The sequence below is a fragment of the Streptomyces sp. NPDC026377 genome, assembly GCF_055567715.1.
The window spans coordinates 331,181-353,217 of sequence record NZ_JBVHPV010000005.1 but is presented as its reverse complement, the minus strand read 5'-3'; the positions used below and the strand labels follow the sequence as shown (position 1 = coordinate 353,217).

General features: G+C 70.4%; 25 protein-coding genes, 1 tRNA gene and 1 riboswitch. Of the genes, 16 read left to right on the top strand and 10 right to left on the bottom strand.

Features of this window, described 5'->3' with window-relative positions; all coding sequences use genetic code 11:
* The first annotated feature begins 678 nt into the window (after positions 1-678).
* The 3 genes from rph to rdgB all read left to right on the top strand — a co-directional run bounded on the left by rph (position 679) and on the right by rdgB (position 2,539).
* Positions 679-1,416 carry a ribonuclease PH gene (gene rph / locus ACZ4MU_RS14065; RefSeq protein ID WP_467875289.1) on the top strand — a complete coding sequence of 246 codons (738 nt, stop codon included), beginning with the start codon at positions 679-681 and terminating at the stop codon, positions 1,414-1,416.
* A gap of 96 nt (positions 1,417-1,512) precedes the next feature.
* Positions 1,513-1,899 carry a hypothetical protein gene (locus ACZ4MU_RS14060; RefSeq protein ID WP_467875287.1) on the top strand — a complete coding sequence of 129 codons (387 nt, stop codon included), beginning with the start codon at positions 1,513-1,515 and terminating at the stop codon, positions 1,897-1,899.
* Between the two features lie 37 nt (positions 1,900-1,936).
* Positions 1,937-2,539 carry an RdgB/HAM1 family non-canonical purine NTP pyrophosphatase gene (gene rdgB / locus ACZ4MU_RS14055; protein ID WP_467875284.1) on the top strand — a complete coding sequence of 201 codons (603 nt, stop codon included), beginning with the start codon at positions 1,937-1,939 and terminating at the stop codon, positions 2,537-2,539.
* 60 nt (positions 2,540-2,599) lie between these two features.
* Here the strand turns inward: rdgB and ACZ4MU_RS14050 are convergent.
* The 4 genes from ACZ4MU_RS14050 to bcp all read right to left on the bottom strand — a co-directional run bounded on the left by ACZ4MU_RS14050 (position 2,600) and on the right by bcp (position 4,644).
* Positions 2,600-2,682 (bottom strand) — tRNA-Leu (locus ACZ4MU_RS14050).
* A 50-nt stretch (positions 2,683-2,732) separates the two neighbouring features.
* The gene (locus ACZ4MU_RS14045; RefSeq protein WP_467875282.1) at positions 2,733-3,398 is read right to left on the bottom strand and encodes an HNH endonuclease signature motif containing protein; all 666 of its coding nucleotides are present in this window, start codon (positions 3,396-3,398) and stop codon (positions 2,733-2,735) included.
* Positions 3,395-4,042, bottom strand: a complete 648-nt coding sequence (locus ACZ4MU_RS14040) for an HNH endonuclease signature motif containing protein (protein ID WP_467875280.1) — start codon at positions 4,040-4,042, stop codon at positions 3,395-3,397. Before ACZ4MU_RS14040 ends, ACZ4MU_RS14045 begins: the two co-directional genes overlap by 4 nt.
* A gap of 134 nt (positions 4,043-4,176) precedes the next feature.
* Positions 4,177-4,644, bottom strand: a complete 468-nt coding sequence (gene bcp, locus ACZ4MU_RS14035; protein WP_358834060.1) for a thioredoxin-dependent thiol peroxidase — start codon at positions 4,642-4,644, stop codon at positions 4,177-4,179.
* A 155-nt stretch (positions 4,645-4,799) separates the two neighbouring features.
* Between bcp and ACZ4MU_RS14030 the strand changes: the two genes are divergently transcribed.
* The 3 genes from ACZ4MU_RS14030 to ACZ4MU_RS14020 all read left to right on the top strand — a co-directional run bounded on the left by ACZ4MU_RS14030 (position 4,800) and on the right by ACZ4MU_RS14020 (position 6,183).
* Positions 4,800-5,123 (top strand): DUF3618 domain-containing protein, encoded by a 324-nt coding sequence (locus ACZ4MU_RS14030; RefSeq protein ID WP_467875277.1) that lies wholly within the window; start codon positions 4,800-4,802, stop codon positions 5,121-5,123.
* Positions 5,124-5,310: 187 nt separating this feature from the next.
* Positions 5,311-5,646, top strand: coding sequence for a GroES family chaperonin (locus ACZ4MU_RS14025; protein WP_467875274.1), 336 nt, complete (start codon positions 5,311-5,313; stop codon positions 5,644-5,646).
* A 102-nt stretch (positions 5,647-5,748) separates the two neighbouring features.
* A riboswitch (guanidine-III (ykkC-III) riboswitch) is annotated at positions 5,749-5,813 on the top strand.
* 49 nt (positions 5,814-5,862) lie between these two features.
* Positions 5,863-6,183, top strand: coding sequence for a DMT family transporter (locus tag ACZ4MU_RS14020; protein WP_467875272.1), 321 nt, complete (start codon positions 5,863-5,865; stop codon positions 6,181-6,183).
* Between the two features lie 15 nt (positions 6,184-6,198).
* Here the strand turns inward: ACZ4MU_RS14020 and ACZ4MU_RS14015 are convergent, their stop codons facing one another.
* Complete coding sequence (locus tag ACZ4MU_RS14015) at positions 6,199-8,814, bottom strand: transglycosylase domain-containing protein (RefSeq protein WP_467875268.1); 2,616 nt, start codon at positions 8,812-8,814, stop codon at positions 6,199-6,201.
* A gap of 194 nt (positions 8,815-9,008) precedes the next feature.
* Between ACZ4MU_RS14015 and ACZ4MU_RS14010 the strand changes: the two genes are divergently transcribed.
* The 5 genes from ACZ4MU_RS14010 to ACZ4MU_RS13990 all read left to right on the top strand — a co-directional run bounded on the left by ACZ4MU_RS14010 (position 9,009) and on the right by ACZ4MU_RS13990 (position 13,394).
* Entirely contained in the window at positions 9,009-9,809 is an 801-nt protein-coding gene (locus tag ACZ4MU_RS14010) for an ABC transporter permease (RefSeq protein WP_467875546.1), read from the top strand.
* Positions 9,810-9,858: 49 nt separating this feature from the next.
* Complete coding sequence (locus ACZ4MU_RS14005; protein ID WP_467875543.1) at positions 9,859-10,671, top strand: ABC transporter permease; 813 nt, start codon at positions 9,859-9,861, stop codon at positions 10,669-10,671.
* Between the two features lie 30 nt (positions 10,672-10,701).
* Positions 10,702-11,667 (top strand): ABC transporter ATP-binding protein, encoded by a 966-nt coding sequence (locus ACZ4MU_RS14000; RefSeq protein ID WP_467875265.1) that lies wholly within the window; start codon positions 10,702-10,704, stop codon positions 11,665-11,667.
* A gap of 16 nt (positions 11,668-11,683) precedes the next feature.
* Positions 11,684-11,920: a hypothetical protein gene (locus tag ACZ4MU_RS13995; RefSeq protein ID WP_467875554.1), complete on the top strand. Its 237-nt coding sequence runs from the start codon at positions 11,684-11,686 to the stop codon at positions 11,918-11,920.
* 136 nt (positions 11,921-12,056) lie between these two features.
* Positions 12,057-13,394 (top strand): DUF445 domain-containing protein, encoded by a 1,338-nt coding sequence (locus ACZ4MU_RS13990; protein WP_467875263.1) that lies wholly within the window; start codon positions 12,057-12,059, stop codon positions 13,392-13,394.
* 232 nt (positions 13,395-13,626) lie between these two features.
* On the opposite strand, the gene ACZ4MU_RS13985 is transcribed toward ACZ4MU_RS13990, so the two are convergent.
* From ACZ4MU_RS13985 to ACZ4MU_RS13975, 3 genes are read right to left on the bottom strand one after another with little or no spacing between them, the layout of a single operon-like run.
* A complete protein-coding gene (locus tag ACZ4MU_RS13985; protein ID WP_467875260.1) occupies positions 13,627-13,929 on the bottom strand; it encodes a hypothetical protein in 303 nt (100 codons plus the stop codon).
* 53 nt (positions 13,930-13,982) lie between these two features.
* The gene (locus ACZ4MU_RS13980) at positions 13,983-14,189 is read right to left on the bottom strand and encodes a DUF397 domain-containing protein (RefSeq protein ID WP_467875257.1); all 207 of its coding nucleotides are present in this window, start codon (positions 14,187-14,189) and stop codon (positions 13,983-13,985) included.
* Positions 14,189-15,034 (bottom strand): helix-turn-helix domain-containing protein, encoded by an 846-nt coding sequence (locus ACZ4MU_RS13975; RefSeq protein ID WP_467875254.1) that lies wholly within the window; start codon positions 15,032-15,034, stop codon positions 14,189-14,191. The genes ACZ4MU_RS13980 and ACZ4MU_RS13975 overlap by 1 nt, the downstream gene beginning before the upstream one ends.
* Before the next feature lie 179 nt (positions 15,035-15,213).
* Between ACZ4MU_RS13975 and ACZ4MU_RS13970 the strand changes: the two genes are divergently transcribed.
* Positions 15,214-15,858: an ATP-binding protein gene (locus ACZ4MU_RS13970; protein ID WP_467875252.1), complete on the top strand. Its 645-nt coding sequence runs from the start codon at positions 15,214-15,216 to the stop codon at positions 15,856-15,858.
* Here the strand turns inward: ACZ4MU_RS13970 and ACZ4MU_RS13965 are convergent.
* Both ACZ4MU_RS13965 and ACZ4MU_RS13960 read right to left on the bottom strand, forming a co-directional pair.
* Positions 15,847-17,244 (bottom strand): YDG/SRA domain-containing protein, encoded by a 1,398-nt coding sequence (locus ACZ4MU_RS13965; protein WP_467875249.1) that lies wholly within the window; start codon positions 17,242-17,244, stop codon positions 15,847-15,849. The genes ACZ4MU_RS13970 and ACZ4MU_RS13965 overlap by 12 nt on opposite strands.
* Positions 17,245-17,403: 159 nt before the next feature.
* Positions 17,404-18,420 (bottom strand): SEC-C metal-binding domain-containing protein, encoded by a 1,017-nt coding sequence (locus ACZ4MU_RS13960; protein WP_467875246.1) that lies wholly within the window; start codon positions 18,418-18,420, stop codon positions 17,404-17,406.
* A gap of 224 nt (positions 18,421-18,644) precedes the next feature.
* Between ACZ4MU_RS13960 and ACZ4MU_RS13955 the strand changes: the two genes are divergently transcribed.
* The 4 genes from ACZ4MU_RS13955 (at position 18,645) to ACZ4MU_RS13940 (ending at position 21,865) form a co-directional block, all read left to right on the top strand.
* Positions 18,645-19,469, top strand: a complete 825-nt coding sequence (locus ACZ4MU_RS13955) for a class E sortase (RefSeq protein WP_467875540.1) — start codon at positions 18,645-18,647, stop codon at positions 19,467-19,469.
* Between the two features lie 129 nt (positions 19,470-19,598).
* Positions 19,599-19,916, top strand: a complete 318-nt coding sequence (locus ACZ4MU_RS13950) for a DUF6412 domain-containing protein (protein ID WP_467875243.1) — start codon at positions 19,599-19,601, stop codon at positions 19,914-19,916.
* A gap of 207 nt (positions 19,917-20,123) precedes the next feature.
* Positions 20,124-20,891 (top strand): YidC/Oxa1 family membrane protein insertase, encoded by a 768-nt coding sequence (locus ACZ4MU_RS13945; protein ID WP_467875240.1) that lies wholly within the window; start codon positions 20,124-20,126, stop codon positions 20,889-20,891.
* 116 nt (positions 20,892-21,007) lie between these two features.
* Positions 21,008-21,865 carry a fumarylacetoacetate hydrolase family protein gene (locus ACZ4MU_RS13940; protein ID WP_467875238.1) on the top strand — a complete coding sequence of 286 codons (858 nt, stop codon included), beginning with the start codon at positions 21,008-21,010 and terminating at the stop codon, positions 21,863-21,865.
* The last annotated feature ends 172 nt before the right edge of the window (positions 21,866-22,037 follow it).

The window sequence follows — 22,037 nt, the reverse complement described above, 5'->3', positions numbered from 1 at the left end:
CGGCACACCCCCAATCGGGAGGACGCCCCCCCCCGTCCCCCGCGCCTCTTCTCAGCCGCTGCTTCGTCTGCGAACCCGTGGTGATCCACTCGCGCAGTTCCCCGCGCCCCTGGAAACCCTCGTTCGTCCACCGGCTGTGGTGGGTCGCTCGCGCAGTTCCCCGCGCCCCTTATGGGGCATGCCTTTGTCTGCGGGCTGTGGTGGGCTGGTCGCGCAGTTCCCCGCGCCCCTTATGGGGCATGCCTTTGTCTGCGGGCTGTGGTGGGCTGGTCGCGCAGTTCCCCGCGCCCCTTAAGGGGCGTCGTTTGTCTGCGGGCCGTGCGGGTTGCTCGCGCAGTTCCTCGCGCCCCTCAAGGTCTGTGGCTGAGCCGGGTTCTCCGGCTGCGGAGGACGACCCAAGGGGCGCGGGGAACTGCGCGATCAGCCCCCACCGGCCCGCGGACGAAGTTGGGCCCTCTCAGGGGCGCGGGGAACTGCGCGACCAGCGCACCACCGGCCCGCGGACGAAAGCGAACCCCTTCAGGGGCTCGGGGAACTGCGCGAGCGACCCCCCCATCGCCCGCAGACGAAATCGAACCCCCGGGGCGAAGCCCCGAAGGGGGCAGGGGGCGGAGCCCCGGAAGGGGGGCCGGGGGGCACGCCCCCAGGAGCGAGACGCCCACGGGCTACGCTCGTGGCATGTCTCGTATCGACGGCCGCACCCCCGACCAGCTCCGCCCCACCACCATCGAACGCGGATGGAGCAAGCACGCCGAGGGCTCCGTCCTCATCTCCTTCGGCGACACCAAAGTCTTCTGCACCGCCTCCGTCACCGAAGGCGTCCCCCGCTGGCGCAAGGGCAGCGGCGAGGGCTGGGTCACCGCGGAGTACTCGATGCTGCCCCGCTCCACCAACACCCGCGGCGACCGCGAATCCGTCCGCGGCAAGATCGGCGGACGCACCCACGAGATCTCCCGCCTCATCGGCCGCAGCCTGCGCGCCGTCATCGACTACAAGGCGCTCGGCGAGAACACCATCGTCCTCGACTGCGACGTCCTCCAGGCCGACGGCGGCACCCGCACCGCCGCCATCACCGGCGCCTACGTGGCCCTCGCCGACGCCATCGGCTGGGCCCAGTCCAAGAAGCTGGTCAAGGCCAACCGCCAGCCCCTCACCGGCACCGTCGCCGCCGTCTCGGTCGGCATCGTCGACGGCACCCCCCTGCTGGACCTCTGCTACGAGGAGGACGTGCGCGCCGAGACCGACATGAACGTCGTCTGCACCGGCGACGGCCGCTTCGTCGAGGTCCAGGGCACCGCCGAGGCCGAGCCCTTCGACCGCAAGGAGCTCAACGCGCTCCTCGATCTCGCCACCGGCGGCTGCGCCGACCTGGCCGCGCTCCAGGTCGAGGCGCTGGGCCGCACGCTCGGCGCCTAGCGAGGCAACCGCGAGGGCCGCTCCCCGCGTCCTTGACGACACGGGCGTACGGGCCGAACCGTACGCCCGTCCGTACACCCCGGGGAGGACCCGTCCATGCGCAGAAGCCGCCGCGCCCTCGCACTCGCCGCCGCCACCGCGGCCCTCGCCCTGCCCGCCGCCGTCGGGTGCAGCGCGGTCAGCAAGGCGCTGGACTGCGTCCAGACGGCCGACGCGATCGCCTCCAGCGTCGACGACCTCGGCCGGGCGGTGGCCAACGCCACCGACAACCCGGCACAGGCGGACCAGGCCCTCAACGACATCGACACCAACCTGTCGTCACTGAAGAACAAGACGGACAACGCCGACCTCTCCCAGGCGGTCGACAACCTCAACAAAGCGGTCGGCAACGTACGTTCGGCGATCAAGAACGGCGACAACACGCCCGACATCAGCCCCGTCAAGGCCGCGGCGAAGGAAGTCGGCAAGGTCTGCACACCGTGACGCCCGGCCCCCGCACGCACCCGGCGATACTGGGAACATGACCCGCCTGATCCTCGCCACCCGCAACGCCGGAAAAATCACCGAGCTCCGCGCGATCCTCGCGGACGCCGGACTGCCCCACGAACTCGTCGGCGCCGACGCGTACCCGGAGATCCCCGACGTCAAGGAGACCGGCGTCACCTTCACCGAGAACGCGCTCCTGAAAGCCCACGCGCTGGCCCGGGCCACGGGCCTGCCCGCGGTCGCCGACGACTCCGGCCTCTGCGTGGACGTACTGAACGGCGCCCCCGGCATCTTCTCCGCCCGCTGGTCCGGCACTCACGGCGACGACAAGGCCAACCTGAACCTGCTCCTGGCCCAGCTCGGCGACATCGCCGAGCCCCACCGCGGCGCCCACTTCGCCTGCGCGGCGGCCCTGGCGCTCCCCGACGGCACCGAGCGCGTGGTCGAGGGCCGCCTCCTGGGCACCCTGCGCCACGAGCCCACGGGCACGAACGGCTTCGGCTACGACCCGATCCTCCAGCCCGAGGGCGAGACCCGCACGTGCGCGGAGCTGACGGCAGAGGAGAAGAACGCGATCAGCCACCGGGGCAAGGCGTTCCGGGCGCTGGTGCCGGTGGTGCGGGAACTGCTGGGCTGAGGGCCCCGAAACGCAGAAACGGCCTGCGAGTCAAACCTTCGATTCGCAGGCCGTTCGCGGTGCGGCCGGGGGGATTCGAACCCCCACGGGTGTTACCCCACCGGGATCTAAACCCGGCGTGACTGCCATTCCACCACGGCCGCCAGCCGTCTGCCATGGTAGCGGGCAGGCGGCTGCGGCGGTGTGGAGGTTGTCATCGCGACCTTCGACGCTTCCCTCCTCGGCACCAGGTGTTCGTGATCGCGTGGCAGTTGGGACACAGCAGTCGCAGGTTCTCGGCGCGGTCGTCCGTCCAGTCCCCGTTGATGTGGTCCACCTCCAGCGTCATCGGCCTGCCCTGCCAGACGGGCCCGGTCCCGCACTCGTGGCACAGCTCCGGGACGCCTGTCTCCCGCAGGGCCCGGCGCAGGTACACGGTCTTCGTGCGGTGCTTGCCGTGGTGCAGTGTCAGCACCTCATGGGCCTTCTTCCTGGGTGTGGGCCCTGTCCTGCCGCGTTGGTGTGCCTGCCCCAGGAAGTGGGCTGTGGTGAGGCCGTCTTCGGTTATCCACCCCTTCAAGGCGGCCCGCTGCGTTGAGGTTTCGGGCCTACCGAGCCGCCGGGACACCTCGGCGAGGGACACCGAGGAAGCCACTGCCTCACTCAGCTCGGCCCGAGAGGGCCGGGGACCGCTTCTTCGGTATGCGCGGCGCCGGAAGTGCGAGATGTCGATGCCGTAGTGCGCGAAACGCTTGAACAGATATCGACGCAAGTGCCCGTACGGACACGTACCGAAGAATGCGATGACCTCGTCGATGTCCGTGCAGCTCCTGGCCGCCTCCTCCAGGCGCTCACGCGTGTAGTGCGCGGTCGAGCTCATCGGGCGCGCACCTTCCGTCCCTTGCCCCGGCCTCGGTATGTGTCCGTGGTGGAGTGGCAGTTCGGACAGAGGAACCGCAGGTTCTCGATCCTGTTGTTCCGCCAGTCCCCGTCGATGTGATCGACCTCGAGGGGGAGCGGACGCCCCCGCCAGGTGGGCTCCGTACCGCACAGCGCGCAGTGTTCGACGCGGCCCAGGGCCGTCATCGCCCGTCTGAGTCGCTCGCTGGGGATGCGCCGTGCCCGGTCCGGATCCTGTTCGACGAGCAACGCCTCGGGTGTGCGCGGTCGAGGCACTCCCTTACGCGACGGAGCTTTGAAGTGCGACGTGTCGATCCCGTACGCCTTGATCCGTCGGCCGATGTGCGTGTGGTGGCCCCCGACCACCTCGACCCCCAGTCGGCGCAGCACCTCGTTCACGCTCGCGGACTCCGCCACCACCGGCTCCAGCACGTCCCGCGTCCAGCGGACGCCTTCGCGCTCGAAGTGCCCGGTCGGTATCCCCAGCTTCTTCATGCGGTCCGCGAGGTACCGCCGTGATCCCCCGCGCGGGTCGACCCCCAACCGGATCAGCGCCTCCGACAGCGTCCGCGCCCCCTGCGCCGCCTGCGCGAGCCGCTCGCGCGTATACGGGCTCGTGCCCATGCGAACCTCCTCCGCCCCGGCCACCCGTTCGCACCCTCGTACGGACCAACGAACCGCTCATCGGACAGTCACGCCCGAAATGCGGAACGGCCCGCACCGCATACGCGCGGTGCGGGCCGTAACGGGCTCGGGCGTCAGATCCCCAAGTCCTTGATGATCTTCGCGACATGCCCCGTCGCCTTCACGTTGTACAGCGCCCGCTCGACCTTGCCCTCCTCGTCCACGACCACCGTGGAGCGGATGACGCCGGTCACCGTCTTGCCGTACAGCTTCTTCTCGCCGAAGGCCCCGTACGCCTCCAGGACCTCCTTCGACGGGTCGCCGACGAGGGTGACCTTCAGGGACTCCTGGTCGCGGAACTTCGCCAGCTTCTCCGGCTTGTCGGGGGAGACGCCGATCACGTCGTAACCGGCGCCGGCCAGCAGCTCCAGGTTGTCCGTGAAGTCGCAGGCCTGCTTGGTGCAGCCGGGGGTGAGGGCGGCCGGGTAGAAGTACACGATGACCTTGCGGCCCTTGTGGTCCGCGAGCGAGACCTCGTTGCCGTCCGCGTCGGGCAGGGTGAAGGCGGGGGCGGTGTCGCCGGGGACGAGTCGCTCGCTCATGGGATCTTCCTCCGGAAGGAACGGGGTAAGGGAACGGGGCAGGCTTACTCCGGCAGAGCCTAATGGGGGCCTGTGACAGTGCATCGGCGGTGGAGCTGACAGACTGTCGACGACGGACAACCCCATACCCCGACCGAACAGACGGAGGCGGCGCAGTGTCGGAAGCCAGGACCCCTGCGCAGATCGAGGCGGACATCAGGCGCCGCCGGGACCAGCTCGCGGTGACGCTCGACGAGATCGGCGTGCGGCTGCACCCGTCGACGATCGCCGGTGACGCCAAGGCGAAGGTCGCCTCGGCCGTGGACCGGACGGCGGGCCGGGCCTTCGTCGCGGTCAACCGGACCGTCTCGGACGTGAAGGCCCAGTTCGTGAACGAGGACGGCACGCCCCGCGTCGAGCGCCTCGTGCCGGTCGCGCTGCTGGCCGTGGGGCTGGTGGGACTGCTGGCCCTGTCGTCCGCCCGCAAGCGCCGCGGCTGACGCCCCGGGCGCGGGCCGGCGGCCCCAGTCCTGACGCCCCGGCCCGGGCGGCGGCCCCCGGTCTGATGCCCCGCCCCAGGCGGCAGCCTCTTGTCCTGACGCCCACGGCCGGGCGGCCCCTGCCCCTGCCCCACCTTCCGCGCCCCTTCGGCATACGCCGGGGGCAGGGACAGGTAGGTTCGGGTCCGTGAGCGAGAACACCCACGACGACAAGCTGCCCATCCGGATGCTCCACGACCGCGTGCTGGTCCGGTCCGACACACCCGAGGGCGAACGGCGCTCCGGCGGCGGCATCCTCATCCCGGCGACCGCCGCCGTCGGCAAGCGGCTGGCCTGGGCCGAGGTGGTCGCGGTCGGCCAGAACGTGCGGACCGTCGAGCCGGGCGACCGGGTGCTGTACGACCCCGAGGACCGCGCCGAGGTCGAGGTGCGCGGTATCGCCTACGTACTGATGCGGGAGCGCGATCTGCACGCCGTCGCCTCGGAGCGGGTGTCCGAGGACTCGACCGGGCTGTATCTCTGAAGCTGTGGCCGTGCCTCTGAGAGGCGAGCTCGCGGCCGCGCGAACGGAAGGGCTGGTGACCGCCGTCACCAGCCCTTTGCCATGCCCTCCGCCTCAGCCACCCCTTTGCTACGGTGGAAGCACCCCGACGAGACGCGTCGTACCGGGTCATGACAAGACGACGCACCCCGCGCGTACGCCACGTACGCGCGCGTACGTCTCTCGGAGGTGTCCGTCATGGCCTGGGTCCTGCTCGTCGTCGCCGGTCTGCTCGAAGTGGGCTGGTCGATCGGGATGAAGTACACGGACGGGTTCACCCGGCTGTGGCCCAGTCTGCTCACCGGCGGGGGGATCGTCGCCTCGATGCTGCTGCTCTCGCGGGCCGCGAAGTCCCTGCCCATCGGGACGGCCTACGGCGTGTGGGTGGGCATCGGCGCGGCCGGAGCGGCGGTGCTCGGCATGGTGCTGCTCGGTGAGCCCGCGACCGCCGCCCGGATCTTCTTCGTCTGTCTGCTGCTGGTGGCCGTGGTCGGCCTCAAGGCCACCTCAGGTCACTAGCGCCCTCCCGGCGAGTCACTGCGCCCGCGGCGGCCGGCGGCGTGGCCGGTCGGCGCCTCCGGCCGTCGTCCCGGTGGTCGTCTCGCCCGTCGTGACGCCGCCTTCCGTGGCCGTCGTCGTCCCCCCGGTGGTGGGCCCGCCGTCCGTGGCTCCGCCGGTGGTGCCGCCATCGGTGGTGCCCCCTGTGGTGGTTCCGCCGTTGGTCGTCCCGCCGGTGGGGCCGCCGTTCGTGGTGGCGCCGCCGTCCGTCGTGGCTCCGGTGGTGCCCCCGGTCGTCCCGCCGGTCGTGCCGCCGGTGGTGGCGTCCCCGCCCGTGGTGCCGCCGTCGGTCGTCCCGCCCTGGGTCTGCCCCTGGGTGCGGCCCTCGTCCTGGCCCTCGGTGCGGCCCGGCGGGTTGGGGGTGTTCGGGTCGGGCGGCGGGGTCTCGGCCGGCGGCGGTACGAAGGCGCCCTCCTGGAGCTGGAGGTCGAAGTCCTGCGCCTCGGTGCCCTTGAGCGCGCGTGCCGTGTACTGCGCCCACACCTGCGCGGGTGGCCCGCCGCCGTTCATCCGGGACAGCCCGAGCGCCCCGTACAGCGGCTTCTGGGCGGCCGTGTCGGGGTCCTGGCCCATGACGGCGACCACGGTCGCCAGATCGGGCGTGTAGCCCGCGAACCAGGCCGCCTTGTCCTCCTCGGCGGTGCCGGTCTTACCCGCGGCGGTACGGCCCGAGGCCTGCGCGGCCGTGCCGGTGCCGCCCTCCACCACGCTCTGCAGGATCGAGGTGGTGGTGTCGGCGGCCTCGCGCGGGACGGCCTGCTTGGCGTCCTGGGCGGGCAGGTCCACCTTCTCGCCGTCCTTGGTGACGGACTCGACCATCGTGTACGTGCCGTGCTTGCCGTGGTTGGCGAGCGTCGCGTACGCCTGGGTCATGTCCAGGACGGAGGCGGTGGCGGTGCCGAGGGCGATGGAGGGCCCGTTGGGCATGTCGGGGGTGTCGGCGGGGATGCCGAGGCTGACGGCGGTCTGCCGCACGCTCTTGGGGCCGACGTCCACGGCCATCTGCGCGTACACGGCGTTCACCGAGAGGTCGGTGGCGGACCGGACGGTGAGCTGGCCGTAGGACTTGCCGTCCTCGTTGGAGGGGTTGTACGCGGTGCCCGGCCAGCCCTGGACGAAGCGCCTGTCGGTGCCGTCGTAGAGGGTGTTCGGGGTGATCGCGCGCCCGTCCTGCGTCTTGGAACCGTTCTGGACGGCCGAGGTGAAGACGAACGGTTTGAAGGTCGAGCCGACCTGGTAGTCGCGCCGGGTCGCGTTGTTGACGTACTGCTTGGTGTAGTCGACGCCCCCGTACATCGCGAGCACCTTGCCGCTGTCCGGTTCGATGGAGGCGCCGCCGACGCGGACGTTGCGGTCCACCGCGCGGTCGGAGCTGACCTGGGACATCACCTTGTCGGCGACGGCGGCGACGAACGCGTCCTGTTTGGCCCTCTGGAGCGTGGTGGTGATCCGGTATCCCCCCTTGGCCAGGGTGTTCTCGTCGATGATCTCGTTGTTGGTGAGGTAGTCCTTCACGGCCTCGACCACATAGCCGCGCTGCCCGGACATCCCGGCCGCCGGCCGCACCTTGCCCGGCACGGGGAAGGTGGCGGCGGCCCGCGCGGCCGGTGTCAGCCACTTCTGCTTGACCATGCCGTCCAGTACGTAGTTCCAGCGCGCCACGGCCCGGGACTTGTTCTCCGGGTGGGCCACGACGTCGTAGGCGCTGGGGGCGTTGAGCAGGGAGGCCAGATAGGCGCCCTCGGCGGTGGTGACCTTCTCGATGTCCTTGCCGTAGTAGGCCTGGGCGGCGGCCTGGATGCCGTAGGCGTTGCGGCCGAAGTAGCTGGTGTTGAGGTAGCCCTCCAGGATGTCCGCCTTGCTGACCTCGCGGTTCAGCTTGATCGCGATGAAGAACTCCTTCACCTTGCGGCTGATCGTCTGCTCTTGCCCCAGGTAGTAGTTCTTCACGTACTGCTGGGTGATCGTGGAGCCGGACTGCTTGCCCTTGCCGGTGAGGGTGTTCCAGGCGGCGCGGACCATGGCCTTGGGGTCGACCGCCCGTTCGGAGTAGAAGTCGCGGTCCTCGGCGGCGAGCACCGTGCGCTGGACGGTGAGCGGGATCTGGGCGAGCCGGACGTTCTCGCGGTTGATCTCTCCGTCGCGGGCGAGCTGGCTGCCGTCGGCGTACAGAAAGACGTTGGACTGCGCGGTCGCGGTGGCGTTGGCGGGCGGGATGTGGACGAGCTTGTAGCCGGCGATGAAGCCGCCGATGAGCAGCAGGGCGATGAGCAGGACGGTGCCGAGGACCCAGCGCCAGGGGGGCACGAACCGCCGCCAGCCGGTCCGCTTGGGGCGCTTCTTGCCACCCTTGCCGGTGCCGGTGCCGGTGCCGGTGCCGGTGCCGGTGCCGTCCCCGTCGTCGTAGCCCTGGCCTTGGCCCTTGCCGTGTTCGGCTCTCCCGCCCGGGCCGGTCGCGCGGTCGGCGGGCGCGGTGCCGTCCCCCGGCGTGGCGGCTGCCCGGCCCTCGGCGGCCTCCGGGCCCGTGGCGCTGGGGTCCCGGGGGGCCCAGCCCCGATGAGGGGGCCGGGGCGGCTGCTCGTCGTCGCTCATGTCTCTCTCGCCACTGCGCTGTATCGGGTGATTCGCGTTGTACGCCCATATTGCACGCCCGGCTCCGGAAAAGCCGTCGCGCACGATCACCGGACGGCACTAGGGTCGGGCGCTTTGGACCGCCCGGCCGCGACGCCTTCGGCTGCGGTCGGGCGTGGCCCCTTCATACACGGACCGGACGGGGAGGTGGCGTGGTGCGGCTCTACCTGGCTGTGGCCGCAGGTGGATTCCGACGCCATACGGCGTACCGGATCGCCACGGCGGCAGGGGTGTTCACCAACACCGTCTTCGGCGTGATCATGGCGTACACCTATATGGCCCTGTGGAACGTCCGCCCTCGTCTGGGCGGTTACGACCAGGCCGAGGCACTGACGTATGTGTGGCTCGGCCAGGCGCTCCTCATGACGGTCGCGATGATGGGCGGCGGCTTCGAGGACGAGCTCGTCGAACGCATCCGTACGGGTGACATCGCGATCGACCTGTACCGCCCCGCGGACCTCCAACTGTGGTGGCTCGCGGGCGACCTGGGCCGGGCCGCCTTCCACCTCCTGGGGCGCGGCGCCGTGCCGCTGGCGTTCGGCGCGCTCGCCTTCGACCTGGCGCTGCCCGCCGACCCCCGGACGTGGCTGGCGTTCCTGTTCGCCGTCCTGCTGGGCGTCGTCGTCAGCTTCTCGATCCGCTACCTGGTGGCGCTCTCGGCGTTCTGGCTGCTCGACGGGGCGGGCATGGCGCAGATCGCCTGGCTCGGCGGGACCTTCTTCTCCGGGATGCTGCTGCCGCTCAACGTCTTCCCCGGAGCCCTCGGCGAGGTGGCGCGGGCACTGCCCTGGTCGTCGCTGCTCCAGATCCCCGCCGATGTCCTCCTCGGCCACCACACGGGCTGGGCTCTGGCCCGGGCGTACGCCTTCCAGCTCGGCTGGGCGGCGCTGCTGCTCGGCGCCGGGCGTCTGCTCCAGGGGGCGGCGACCAGGAGGGTGGTGGTCCAGGGTGGCTGAGAGGGGTGCCGAGGCGGCGTTCCGGGAGGGGGGCGCGCCCGTCGGGCGGCTGCGCGCCGTCACGGAGGGCGTGCGCGCCTACCGGCTGATCGCGGGCATGTGGATCCGCTCCACCCTCGCCTACCGGGCGTCCTTCCTGATGACGGCGTTCGGCAACTTCGCGGCGACCGCGCTCGACTTCGTGGCGATCCTGCTGATGTTCTCGCACATCGACGCGCTGGGCGGCTACACGCTGCCGGAAGTGGCGTTCCTGTACGGCGCCTCGGGCACCGCGTTCGGGCTCGCGGACCTGGTCATGGGGTCCATGGACCGGCTCGGCCGGCGGGTGCGCGACGGCACCCTGGACACCCTCCTGGTCCGCCCGGCGCCGGTGCTCGCCCAGGTCGCCGCCGACCGGTTCGCGCTGCGCCGCCTGGGCCGGATCACCCAGGGCCTGCTCGTCCTCGGCTACGCGCTGCTGACGCTCGACCTCCACTGGACGCCCCTGCGGGTGCTGCTGGTCCCGCTGATGCTGCTGAGCGGCGCCACCGTCTTCGCCTCGGTGTTCGTGGCGGGCGGGGCGTTCCAGTTCGTCGCGCAGGACGCCTCCCAGGTGCAGAACTCCTTCACGTACGGCGGGAACCAGCTGCTCCAGTACCCGCCGACGCTCTTCGCCAAGGACCTGGTGCGCGGGGTGACGTTCGTGGTCCCGCTGGCCTTCGTGAACTGGCTGCCCGCGCTGTACGTGCTGGGGCGGCCCTACCCGCTGGATCTGCCCGGATGGCTGGCCTTCACGCCGCCGCTGGTGGCGGTGGGCTGCTGCGCGCTGGCGGGGGTCGCGTGGCGGGCGGGCCTGCGGGCGTACCGGAGCACGGGAAGCTGACAGTTTGTCCGAGAGGAAGCGGGGACGGCGGTGAGCGATGTGATCGAACTCGACGGGGTGGAGAAGGTCTTCGAGGTCCGGCGCAGGAACGGACGGCGGCTGCGGCGCGAGCGCGGGCAGGTCAGGGCGGTCGACGGCATCACCTTCTCGGTGCCGCGCGGCGCGATGGTCGGCTACATCGGTCCCAACGGCGCCGGCAAGTCCACCACCGTCAAGATGCTCACCGGCATCCTGACGCCGAGCGGCGGCCGGGTGCGGGTGGCGGGCCTGGACCCCGCGCGCGAGCGCACCCGCCTCGCGCGCCGCATCGGCGTGGTCTTCGGCCAGCGCACCACGCTCTGGTGGGACCTGCCGCTGTACGACTCCTACCGCCTGGCCCACCGCATGTACCGCATCCCCGACGACCGCTTCCGCGAGAACCTGGCCCGCTGCGTCGAGCTCCTGGACCTGGGGCCGCTGCTGGAGGTGCCCGTACGCCAGCTCTCGCTCGGCCAGCGGATGCGCGGCGACATCGCGGCGGCCCTGCTGCACGACCCGGAGGTGCTCTACCTGGACGAGCCGACCATCGGCCTGGACGTGGTGAGCAAGGCGAAGGTGCGTGCCTTCCTCAAGGACCTGAACACCGAACGCGGCACCACCGTCCTCCTCACGACCCACGACCTGACCGACATCGAGCAGCTCTGCGCGCGCGTGATGGTGATCGACCACGGCCGTCTGGTGTACGACGGCACGCCCGCTGGGCTGCACGAGGTCGGGGGCAGCGAGCGCGTCCTGATGGTCGACCTGGAGCGCGAACTCCCGCCGATCGAGGTCGACGACGCGCGCGTGGTGAGGGTCGAGGGGCCCCGGCAGTGGCTGGCGTTCCCGGCCACGGCGTCGGCGGCGCCGCTGGTGGCGGGGATCGCGGCGCGGTATCCGCTGGTGGACCTGTCGGTGCGGGAGCCGGACATCGAGTCGGTGATCGCCCGCATGTACGCCGACCGGGGCCTTCATTAGGCTGACGGTATGACGAGTGAGCCTTGCTCTGTGGGGCGGGCTCGGGCGCCGGGGTAGGTGGACGTTCGGCCGGACGTTCACCGCGTTCGCGATGTGGGGCGGCGGCGAGATCGACCTGCGCCAGCCCCGCTTCGAGTCCGATGAGACGGTGATCCGCTGCTTCGCGCTGATGGGCGGCATCGATGTGAAGCGCGAGCGGCGGAAGGCGGCGAAGCGGGGACGCGGCGACGGCTCCCGCAAGGACCTGCGCTGACGCCCCCCGCCCCCGCTGACGGCTCACCCCTTCGAATGAGAAAGCGACGTGCGGGAACTCGGCATGAGCCCCGGGAGTCACTCAGGTAGGGACGATGGCGTACGGGGTGATGCGTGCGCGTGGACGGGCGGAGCCAATGGAACGTACTGAATCGGGCGGGACGGGCGAGAGGAAGGCCCCGGCAGCGGCGGAGCCCGCCGGCCTGACGTCCGCGTTCTCGTACACGGCGGCGGACGAGGAGAAGCGCCGGGGCGTGCGCCGGATGAAGGCCACGGCGACGGGCCTGCTGCTCCTGGTGGCGGTGGTCTTCGCCCTGGCGACCTGGGCGGACCGCTCGGGCGCGGGCCCGTGGGCGGCGTACGTCGCGGCGGCGGCCGAGGCCGGGATGGTGGGCGCGCTGGCGGACTGGTTCGCGGTGACGGCCCTGTTCCGTCACCCGCTGGGCGTGCCGATCCCGCACACGGCGATCATCCCGAACAAGAAGGACCAGCTGGGCGTGTCGCTGGGCGCGTTCGTGGGGGAGAACTTCCTCTCCCAGGAGGTGGTGCGTGCCCGGTTGGGAGCCCTGGGGATGGGCGCCAGACTGGGCACCTGGCTGGCGGACCCGGCCCACGCGGACCGCGTCACGTCCGAGCTGGCCACGGCCCTGCGCGGCGCGCTCACCGTCCTGCGGGACTCGGACGTCCAGGCGGTGGTGGGCGAGGCGATCACCCGCCGGGCGGACGCGGCGGAGATCGCGCCGGGCATCGGCAAGACGCTGGAGAAGGTGGTCGCGGACGGCGGCCACCGCCGGGTGGTGGACCTGGTGTGCGCGCGGGCGCACGACTGGCTGGTGCTGCACGGGGACTCGGTGATGGAAGCCGTCCAGGGCGGCGCCCCCGGCTGGACCCCCCGCTTCGTGGACAAGAAGGTCGGGGAGCGGGTCTACAAGGAGCTGCTCCGCTTCGTCACCGAGATGCGCGACATGCCGGGGCACCCGGCGCGCGGGGCCCTGGACCGCTTCCTGGCGGACTTCGCGGCGGACCTCCAGTCCGACACCGAGACGCGCGCGAAGGTGGAGCGCCTGAAGTCGGACGTGCTGGCTCGCCCGGAGATCCAGGACGTGATCGCGTCCGCCTGGTCCTCGGTCCGCTCGATGATCATCGCGGCGGCGGAGGACGAACGCAGCGAGCTGCGCCTGCGGGCGAGGGCGTCCCTGCTGTCCCTGGGCGCCCGCCTCTCCACGGACGCCCGTCTCCAGTCGAAGGTGGACGGCTGGGTCCAGGACGCGGCGGCGTACGTCGTCTCCACGTACCGCACGGAGATCACTTCCCTGATCACGGACACGGTCCGCTCCTGGGACGCGGCGGACACCTCGAAGAAGATCGAGGCCCACATCGGCCGCGACCTCCAGTTCATCCGCATCAACGGGACGGTGGTGGGGGCGCTGGCGGGGGTGGTGATCTTCGCGGTGGCGCGGGGGGTCGGGGGGTAGGCCTCCGGGCGGGGGCGCGGTGCGGACCGTGGACGCGTGGTGCTGCCGGCAGGGGCGCGGGCGGACGCGGCGACCCGACGTGCTGGGCTCCCCCTGCCGGGCGCGTGACCGCAGTCCTGTCCCTGCTCTGCGTTGGCCACGCGCCCGAGGGGTTCATCCTGCGGGGAGTCGCAGTGTGCACCTTTACGTACGTACGAGTCGTCCGGGGCGTTCAGATGGTTCCCGCTCGGGGCTAGCCGTTTTTCCTGGTGACGGCCCATGAGGCGGCAGCCACCCCACTGGCCACGGCGAACACGGACGGCCAGGCACCGACCTTCTTGGCGAGCGGGTGCGACCCGGCGAAGGCGGCGACGTAGGCCGTGGTGAGCCCGACGGCGGCCTTGGTCCCGGCGGCCTGCTTCCACTCCCGCGCGGCGAGGGCCCCCGCGGCGGCGAGCGCCACCCCACCGAGGGGCCGCTTCTTGGTGAACCGAGCAGTGGCATACCCACCGACGAGCCCACCCGCGGCGATCACTGCTGCCGGAACCTTGGCCATGTTGTGCCTCCTGCGCCTCTGAGGTTTGTCGCCTCTGAGGCTAACGGGGGGCTTCAGGGGGTGGGGAGGCGGTCTTGGCGGAGGGCGGTGGTGAAGGTTTGCCAGGCGGGGCCGCTGAAGGCGAGGCGGGGGCCCTGGGGGCGCTTGGAGTCGCGTATGGCCGTGCTGAGGGTGGTGAATGAGGCCTCGACGCATTCCGTACCGCTGCCGCCACTGTAGGTGGACTTCACCCAGGAGGTGTGTCCATCGCCGTGATCCATCAAAGCTCCTTGAAGGCCCGATCCAGGAGCGCGGCCGATGCTTCGATGTCCAGCGCCTGCGCGCGCAGGTATTCGAACGCCAACTTATAGCGCTCAAGTTCCTCGGGCTTCTCCATGAACAAGCCACCGCCGATGATGTCCACGTAGACGACGTCGAGTTCGGCGGTGGGCCCGCCGAGGATGACGAAGCTGCCGACCGCCGCGGCATGAGCGCCACTGACGAACGGCAGTACTTGGACCGTCACGTGGGGCTGCTCGGCCCGGGCACGCAGGTGTATCAACTGCTCCCGCATGACGTCCCGCCCGCCGACCAGGCGACGCAGAACGGCTTCGTCGACCACGGCCCAGATGTGCGGAGCGTCCTCGCGAGAGAGCAACTCCTGCCGCTTCATGCGGATGTCGACCATGTGCGCGATCTCTTGCTCGGAGCAGCGCATCTCGGAGGCACGGTGTACGGCCTCGGCGTAGGCGCGGGTCTGGAGGAGACCCGGCACATACATGCAGGCGTAGTGGTCCTCGCGGACCACCTCGTCCTCCAGAGTCAGCATGAGGTTCATCGACTCGGGGATCGGGTCGGCGAGGGACCGCCACCACCCTTGGATCTTTGCGCCCTTGGCCAGCTCGACGAGCGTCAGCCGCTCCTGCTCGGAAGCCCCGTACTCACGGCAAAGGGCATCGACAGTCGGCCACTTGACGGTCCCCTCCTTGGTTTCGTAGCGGCTCAGGGTGGCCTTGGAGATACCGACGAGTGCTCCTGCCTCCTCCAAGGTGAGGCCCTTGAGGTCGCGCAGCCGACGCAAGTCGGCACCGAGTTGGCGTCTGCGGGTGGTCGGACCAACAGCCATGTCATGACCCTTCATGTCGATCTACCCGAGCGTGCACGGCACAGCGCGCTGTGGGCAAGACAGCGCACGCCGGGGGCGCACCGAAGGCGCCACGCTTCCGCAAGGCCCTTCTGAGAGTTCCATATTGAGAGTTCCACTGACACGCTGGAAACCGGTTCGCAAGCGGAAGGGTGGCTCAGGTGAATGAGTGCAGATTCAAGGTCCCCAGGAAGCCGTGGCGTCTGCCGTTCCTGGCGGAGCCCGAGGAACTGCGCGGGCTGCGGAACGCGATGCGGTTACATCTGGGTATCTGGGGCCTGCCGCACATGATCGATACTGCCCAGCTGTGTGTGACGGAGCTGGTCACGAACGTCATCACGCATGTCGGGCGGGGGACGCCGACGACCCTCGCCGTCTCGATGCGCGGCGGGTCCCTGCGCCTCGAAGTCACCGACCCGGATGTGCGGGCTCTTCCGACCCTCCTCGCAGCAAAGGGTGAGAAGGAGTCGGGAAGAGGTATGGCGCTTGTGGACGCCATTGCGACTCGTTGGGGTGTGATCCTCAAAGCAGACACGAAGGTGACCTGGTGTGAATTGGCCACGGGACTCCGTGCACCGGATGATCACGTTGAGGCCCCGCAAGTGGCCTCTGCAGAAGCCATGTTGGTGTTGTGCTGCCTGGGAGCTGACAGAGGGGACGCGACATCGTCGCCTAGCGTTGTTGAGGCAGCCGAGACGACCATCGGGGTGATCGCCGGCCTGCTGCTCTGGCTCAGGACGCACGGCTATGATCCCGACGAAGCTCTCCATCGCGCGCATGCGCGCTTCGTGGGGTCAATCGCCTGATATCAGAGGCCGTGTTCTGCCGGCGGCTTGGCTGCCTATATGGTCGCGATGATATGCGAGATGTTCGCTGTTTATCGAGTGTTCCGGCGCCGTACGCAGGGGTGTCCTGTGGGTCGACCCCGCCTTTATGACCATACCGTTCGTGTCTATGGTCAGCATTCCGAAGTCAAATTCGACATGATGGTTTGGGCAGAGGCATAGTAGGTTGTCGAGTGTGTCCGGTCCATTGTGCGGCGTCCCAAGTGGTCGTATGTGTGCGGCTTCGGCATATGCGCCTGTAGGAATCTCAATACGGGTTCCGCACACTTGACAGCTATGTTTGTGCACGTGCTTCAAGTACTTTGCGATCCTTGCGCTGCGCACTATGCGATCGCCAGTGATTGAGCGCCTACCTGGGCGCTCTACCCCACCTTCAGGAGGCAGGAGGGAAGTAGGGGGGGTGGAGGCGCGGAGGGGAGCGATGGGATGCATCTCCGGCGGTGGGGTGGACGCCACAGCTCGCAGGCGGTATCGCCAGATGACGAACCCTTCAGCACACTTGTCTCGCCAGTATTCCTCAACACGATAGAGTCCGTCGTATCGGATCCCTGTCTTCGGGGCGAAAGGTGAGTGGTTGCCCGCGCCCCGTAGCACGCGTACGGGCATTCCGGAGGCAATGTTATTGACGAGCGCGGCATTGCCTCGGGTTAGTGTCTGATCGTGAGTGTGTCGCCCTTCCGTCTGCCCTCCTTGCCCGGTGTAGACGATGACGTCATCATGGTCTTCGTCATTCGGGTAGCCGCCAGATAGGACGATCGACTTAGCATCCTCGTCTTGCTTGCCGGATATTCCTGCCTGTATCTGCCGATGTATCTTGGCGTCGAAAGCGGCCCTCTGGTTCTCGAAGACCGCGCCTACCGGAATATATGGTGGATGGCCGTATCCGTCAAACTCGTCGTGCTGCAGTCCCACCTCAATGAGTAGTTCCTCCCAAGAGGATTCTGGGAAGAATTGCCTAAGGAGAGAGAACACGGCCTGCTCGCGGAACGTGTTGTCCGTGCTGACCAGTTCGTACACGCGCTTCTCAAGGCCTGCCTGAGGATTGCGCTCGTCAAGCCAGCGACGGACAGAGGATCCCCTGGCCTGCGGAACATCGGTATCTGGTACGTCCAGCCGCCAGAGAGGCGATCGGTGGAGAGCGACGAAAGGGTACGAAGGGTCCGGCGTTGCGTTCGGGCGGCAGTGCTTCTCAAGAATTGGGCGCAAAATGCGCTGGGCGTCTTGCCAAAACAGAAGGCGCCGCTTCTGTTGGAGTGCCCGCCCCATTGCCCAGAGGAGAACGATGGGTTGATGCCGTGCCGGGCTACCGCTGGAGCGGTCTACGGTGAGCGACTCGAAGGCGGTCAAATAGCCGGTGCTGCTGTGGGTCGAAGCGGTGGGCAAGTCTTGCTCCAACTGAAGGTATGGGCGAACGGTGGGACATGCGTGGAGGGCGTACCGGCTCTAGCGGGATTGAAGTGCTGGTCAGCTATGCAGTTCGCAGCCCTCTTGAGGCAAGGAAAGGTCCTACGCCTCCCCGTGACACTCCCCATACCCCCGCCCAGACCCGCACCAGCAGACCTCCCCCCGCCGAGGCGGCCACGGCACCGCGCGGCCGCGGGCCGCCAGGGTTGTCGCGTACTGGGGGAGGAGGTCCGCGTTGGACGGGGAGGAGGATTCCGAGGCTGCGAAGGCCTCGTAGGACGGGACCGTGCCCGTCACGATGCCCAGGTTCGCCGTGCCCGTCGCCGACAGTTCGCGCAGGGACGCCTCGATGTCCAGGAGGTGGGCGTCGTGGGTCGGGTACTCCGTGGCCAGGTCGGGGTAGGCCGTGAGGAGTTCGTCCAGCTCGGGGGCCGGCCAGTGCAGGACCGCCACCGGGAACGGGCGGGAGAGGGCTGCCCTGGCCGTGCCCAACTCCGTGCGCAGGCGGGCCAGTTCCGCCTTCAGCTCCGCCGGGTCGTCCGAGCCCAGCGACCACAGGCGCTTGGGGTCGTGGAGTTCGTCCAGGGTGATCTCGGCGCGGTGCAGCCGGTCCGCGAGCTCGTCCCAGGAGTCGTGCGGGAGCGCAAGCAGGCGGCGTACGCGGTGGCGGGCCGTCAGCAGGGACTGGGTGGGGTACGGGATGTCCGCCGTGGGGTCGTCGGCGGGGAGCAGGAGCGTGAGCGCCGTCGTCAGGGTCGCGTGCGCCGCGTCCAGCTCGTCGTGCGTCTCCAGCGTCCCCGCCACGATCTCCCACGCGGCCGGGTCCCGGGGCGCCGAGCCGCGGACGCCCTCGATGATCGCCCGCGCCTCGGCCTCGTGGCCGTACTCCCAGAGGTTCGCCGCCTTGAAGGCCTTGATCAACGCCGGTTGCTCGGGGTCGGCGGCCAGCAGGCGGTCGTAGAGCGTGGTGGCCCGTTCGCGGTCGCCGGACAGCTCCAGATGGGCTGCGGCCTGGAGCAGCAGGGGCTCGTGGTCCTCGGGGTACTGCGCTGCGGTGCGCAGCAGACGCTCGGCTTCGGCGGTGTGATCCGTGTGATCGGCAGGAGTGTCGGGGCGCATGAGGGACACCGTACTGCTGTGCGGGGTCCAAGCGGAGGGGTGTTCCGGCCCTGGTGAGTTGACGGGGCAGCCCTTATGGTGCGCGCGTGCGCATACCCGTGGTGGTGCAGGGGCGCTCGCGGTGGCGGGCCGCGCCCCTGCGCGCCGCCCGCCGGTTCGTACGCCGAGTGCGTACGTCCTCGGGCCGTATCCGCCCGGCCGCCGGTCGCCGGGCCCTTCGTGGAGTGCGTCCGGCCGCGAGGCTCCGACCCGGGCCCCGCGCCCGCCTCCGGCCCCTCGGGCGCGCCCTCTGGGCCGGTGCCGAGGGCGTCGTCACGCTCGGGCTCGTCCTCCTCCTGCTCGTCGCCCATCAGCTGTGGTGGACCAATCGCGCGGCCCGGCACGAGGCCCGGCAGACCGTGCGGTCCCTTGAACGGGAGTGGGAGTGGGAGGCGGCAGGGCCAGGGGTGGGGGTGCGCCCTCGGGATGCGGCCGTCGAGGCTGTCGGAGCTGTCGGAGCTGTCGGTGCAGACGGAGCCGTCGAATCCGCCGCTCCTTCCGGGCCCGGGCGCCCGGCTTCCTCCGGCCCCGCCCCTGCGCCCGGCCCCCGGACCCGCCCCGACCGCCCCTACGCCGTCCTCCGCCTCCCCTCCCTCGGCGTCACCGCCCCCATCGCCGAGGGGATCAGCAAGCGCGGCGTCCTCGACAAGGGGTACGTGGGGCATTACGCCGGGACCGCGCAGCCCGGCCGGGTGGGGAACCTCGCGCTCGCCGGACACCGCAACACCCACGGCGAGCCCTTCCGCCACCTCGACCGGCTGCGGGCCGGGGACCGGATCGTCGTCGAGACGCGGGACGCCGTCTTCACCTATCTGGTGGACAAGACGCTCCCCGAGACCTCCGCGCGGGACGGCGGAGTGATCGCGCCCGTGCCGCGCAGTGACGTCCGTACGGCCTACGGGTACGACGAGCGCGGGTACTACGTCACCCTCACCACCTGCACCCCGGAGTTCACCTCCCGGTACCGGCTCGTCGTGTGGGGCAAGCTCGCCTCGACTCGGCCGCGCTGATTGTCCGAGCCGTCGTGTATAACGTGAGAAGAGTCAGGAGTCGGACAGGCGTTCTGAATTGGGGACGTGTGCCGGCGCGCGCGGACGAGCGTGTCGCGCGTATACGAGCGGGTACGGGGTGGGGGAAGCATGAGCCGTCATCGCATGGCGTCCGTGCGCTGCGCCCTCGCCCTGCTCCTCTTCCTCCTCGCCGAGCTGCTGCTCGCCAACGGCGCCACCCTCTCCGGCGCCGTCGCCCTGGCCGCCACCGCCGCGGCCGGATCCGCCCTCGCCGTCTGCGCGCTGCTCGCCTCCCGAGCCGTGCCCAAGGTGCCGCGTACGCGCATACGCACCGCGATTCGGGACCGTGAGCGGCGCACCGCCTTCCTGCCGCAGCGCGATCCCGACGCCTCCGGGCGGCCCAGGCCCCGGGCTCCCGGCGGTCTCGTTCTGACGGCCGCCGCGTAGGGCTGCGCTCCCTCCCTGGCCCCTTTTTCCGGGGCTCTGGCCTTCCGGCCTTCTCCGGGCTGCGCTCCTTCTTCTCTCTGCCTTGCGCCCTCCGCCGGCCGTCACGCCGTTCTGTTCCCGCACGCGCCCGCACGCCATCGCGTCCGCACACCGTCGCGACCTCATCGTGTCCGCGCGCCCCCAGACGTGACTCCGGAGGCTTTCCCCATGTCCGTGTTCGACGTATTCGCCAGCCTGGTCGAGCGCCTCGCCGACCTCGTCCAGCCGGTCTTCCACGGCTCCGCGGCCGCCGCCGCGATCGTGCTGTTCACCCTGCTCGTACGGCTCGCCGTGCATCCCCTGTCCCGGCAGGCGGCCCGGGGCCAGCGGGCCCGCGCCAAGCTCCAGCCGCAACTTGCCGAGCTGCGCAAGAAGCACCGCAAGGACCCCGAGCGGCTGCGCAGGGCGGTCGCGGAGCTGCACGCGGCGGAGAAGGTGTCGCCGTTCTCCGGATGTCTGCCGAGTCTGCTCCAGCTGCCCGCGTTCTTCCTGCTCTACCAGCTCTTCTCCAACTCCGGCTTCGGCGGCGGCCACACCGGGCTGCTCGACCACACCCTGCTGTCCGCCCCGCTGCGCGGCCACTGGGCGGACGCCCTCGGCGACGGCGGGCTCATAGGCGGCCGGGGGCTCGTCTACCTCGGCCTCTTCGTCTTCGTCACCGGCGTCGCCGTCTTCAACTACGGGCGTACCAAGCGGCAGCTCGCCGCCCAGCCGCTGGTCCCGGCCGACCAGCAGGAGGGCATGCCGGGGCTGGGCGCGATGACCAAGCTCATGCCCCTGATGTCGTTCGGCACGCTGATCACGGTGGCGGTCGTTCCGCTGGCCGCCGCGCTGTACGTGGTGACCAGTACGACCTGGTCGGCCCTTGAGCGGGCGTATCTGTACCGCGAACACCGCGAAACAGCGCCCTCGGCGGCTGCGGCTACCGGCGCGTAACAGTCCAGTGTGTGAACGGGGTCTTGCCGAGTGGACCTCGACCTTGGAGGATCGAACGATCCTTCCGATGGCCGCCACCCATCGGCCGGGCCAGGCTCGACCTAGGGAGACAGACCATGAAGCTGCTGCGCGTAGGCACGGCGGGCAGGGAGCGCCCCGCGCTGCTCGGCGCCGACGGGACCCTGCGGGACCTGTCCGGACTGGTGGCGGACATCGACGGCGACCTGCTCGCCGACGAGTTCGCCCTGGACCGGATACGGGCCGCGGCCGACACCGGTGTGCTGCCCGCGCTCGACGCGGCCGGGCAGCGCGTCGGCCCGCCGGTCGCCCGGGTCGGGAAGGTCGTGTGCATCGGGCTGAACTACCACGACCACGCGGCCGAGATCGGGGCGGCGATCCCGGCCGAGCCGGTCGTCTTCCTCAAGGCGGCGGACACGGTGGTCGGCGCGGACGACACCGTCCTGGTGCCGCGCCGGTCGGTGAAGACGGACTGGGAGGTCGAGCTCGCGATCGTCATCGGGCGCACGGCCCGCTATGTGGCCGACGACGAGGACCCGCTGGCGTACGTCGCGGGGTACGCGGTGTCGCACGACGTGTCCGAGCGCGAGTTCCAGATCGAGCGCGGCGGCACCTGGGACAAGGGAAAGAACTGCGAGACGTTCAACCCGCTGGGCCCCTGGCTGGTCACCCGGGACGAGGTCCCGGACCCGCAGGCGCTGTCGCTGCGGCTGTGGGTGAACGGCGAGCTGAAGCAGAACGGCTCCACGGCGGATCAGATCTTCCCGGTCGCGGAGGTCGTCCGGTACGTCAGCCGGTTCATGACCTTGTACCCCGGCGACATCATCAACACCGGCACCCCGGCGGGCGTCGCGATGGGGCAGCCGGAGCCGAAGCCGTATCTGCGGGCGGGGGATGTCGTAGAACTGGAGGTCGAGGGGCTGGGAAGGCAGCGCCAGGAGCTCAAGGACGCCTAGGCTGAAGTCCGGAGGAGGGCACGATGACCGTTGCGCAGTCCGAAGTGGCATTCGATGTGGCGAGGCCGTGGGTGCACTGGGACCCGAGGGCGGTCGCTACCGGCATGAGGCTCGGGCCGTCTTCGAGTGACTCCGGCCCTCCCGGAGCCGTTCGGCTTCGACCTTGACACCT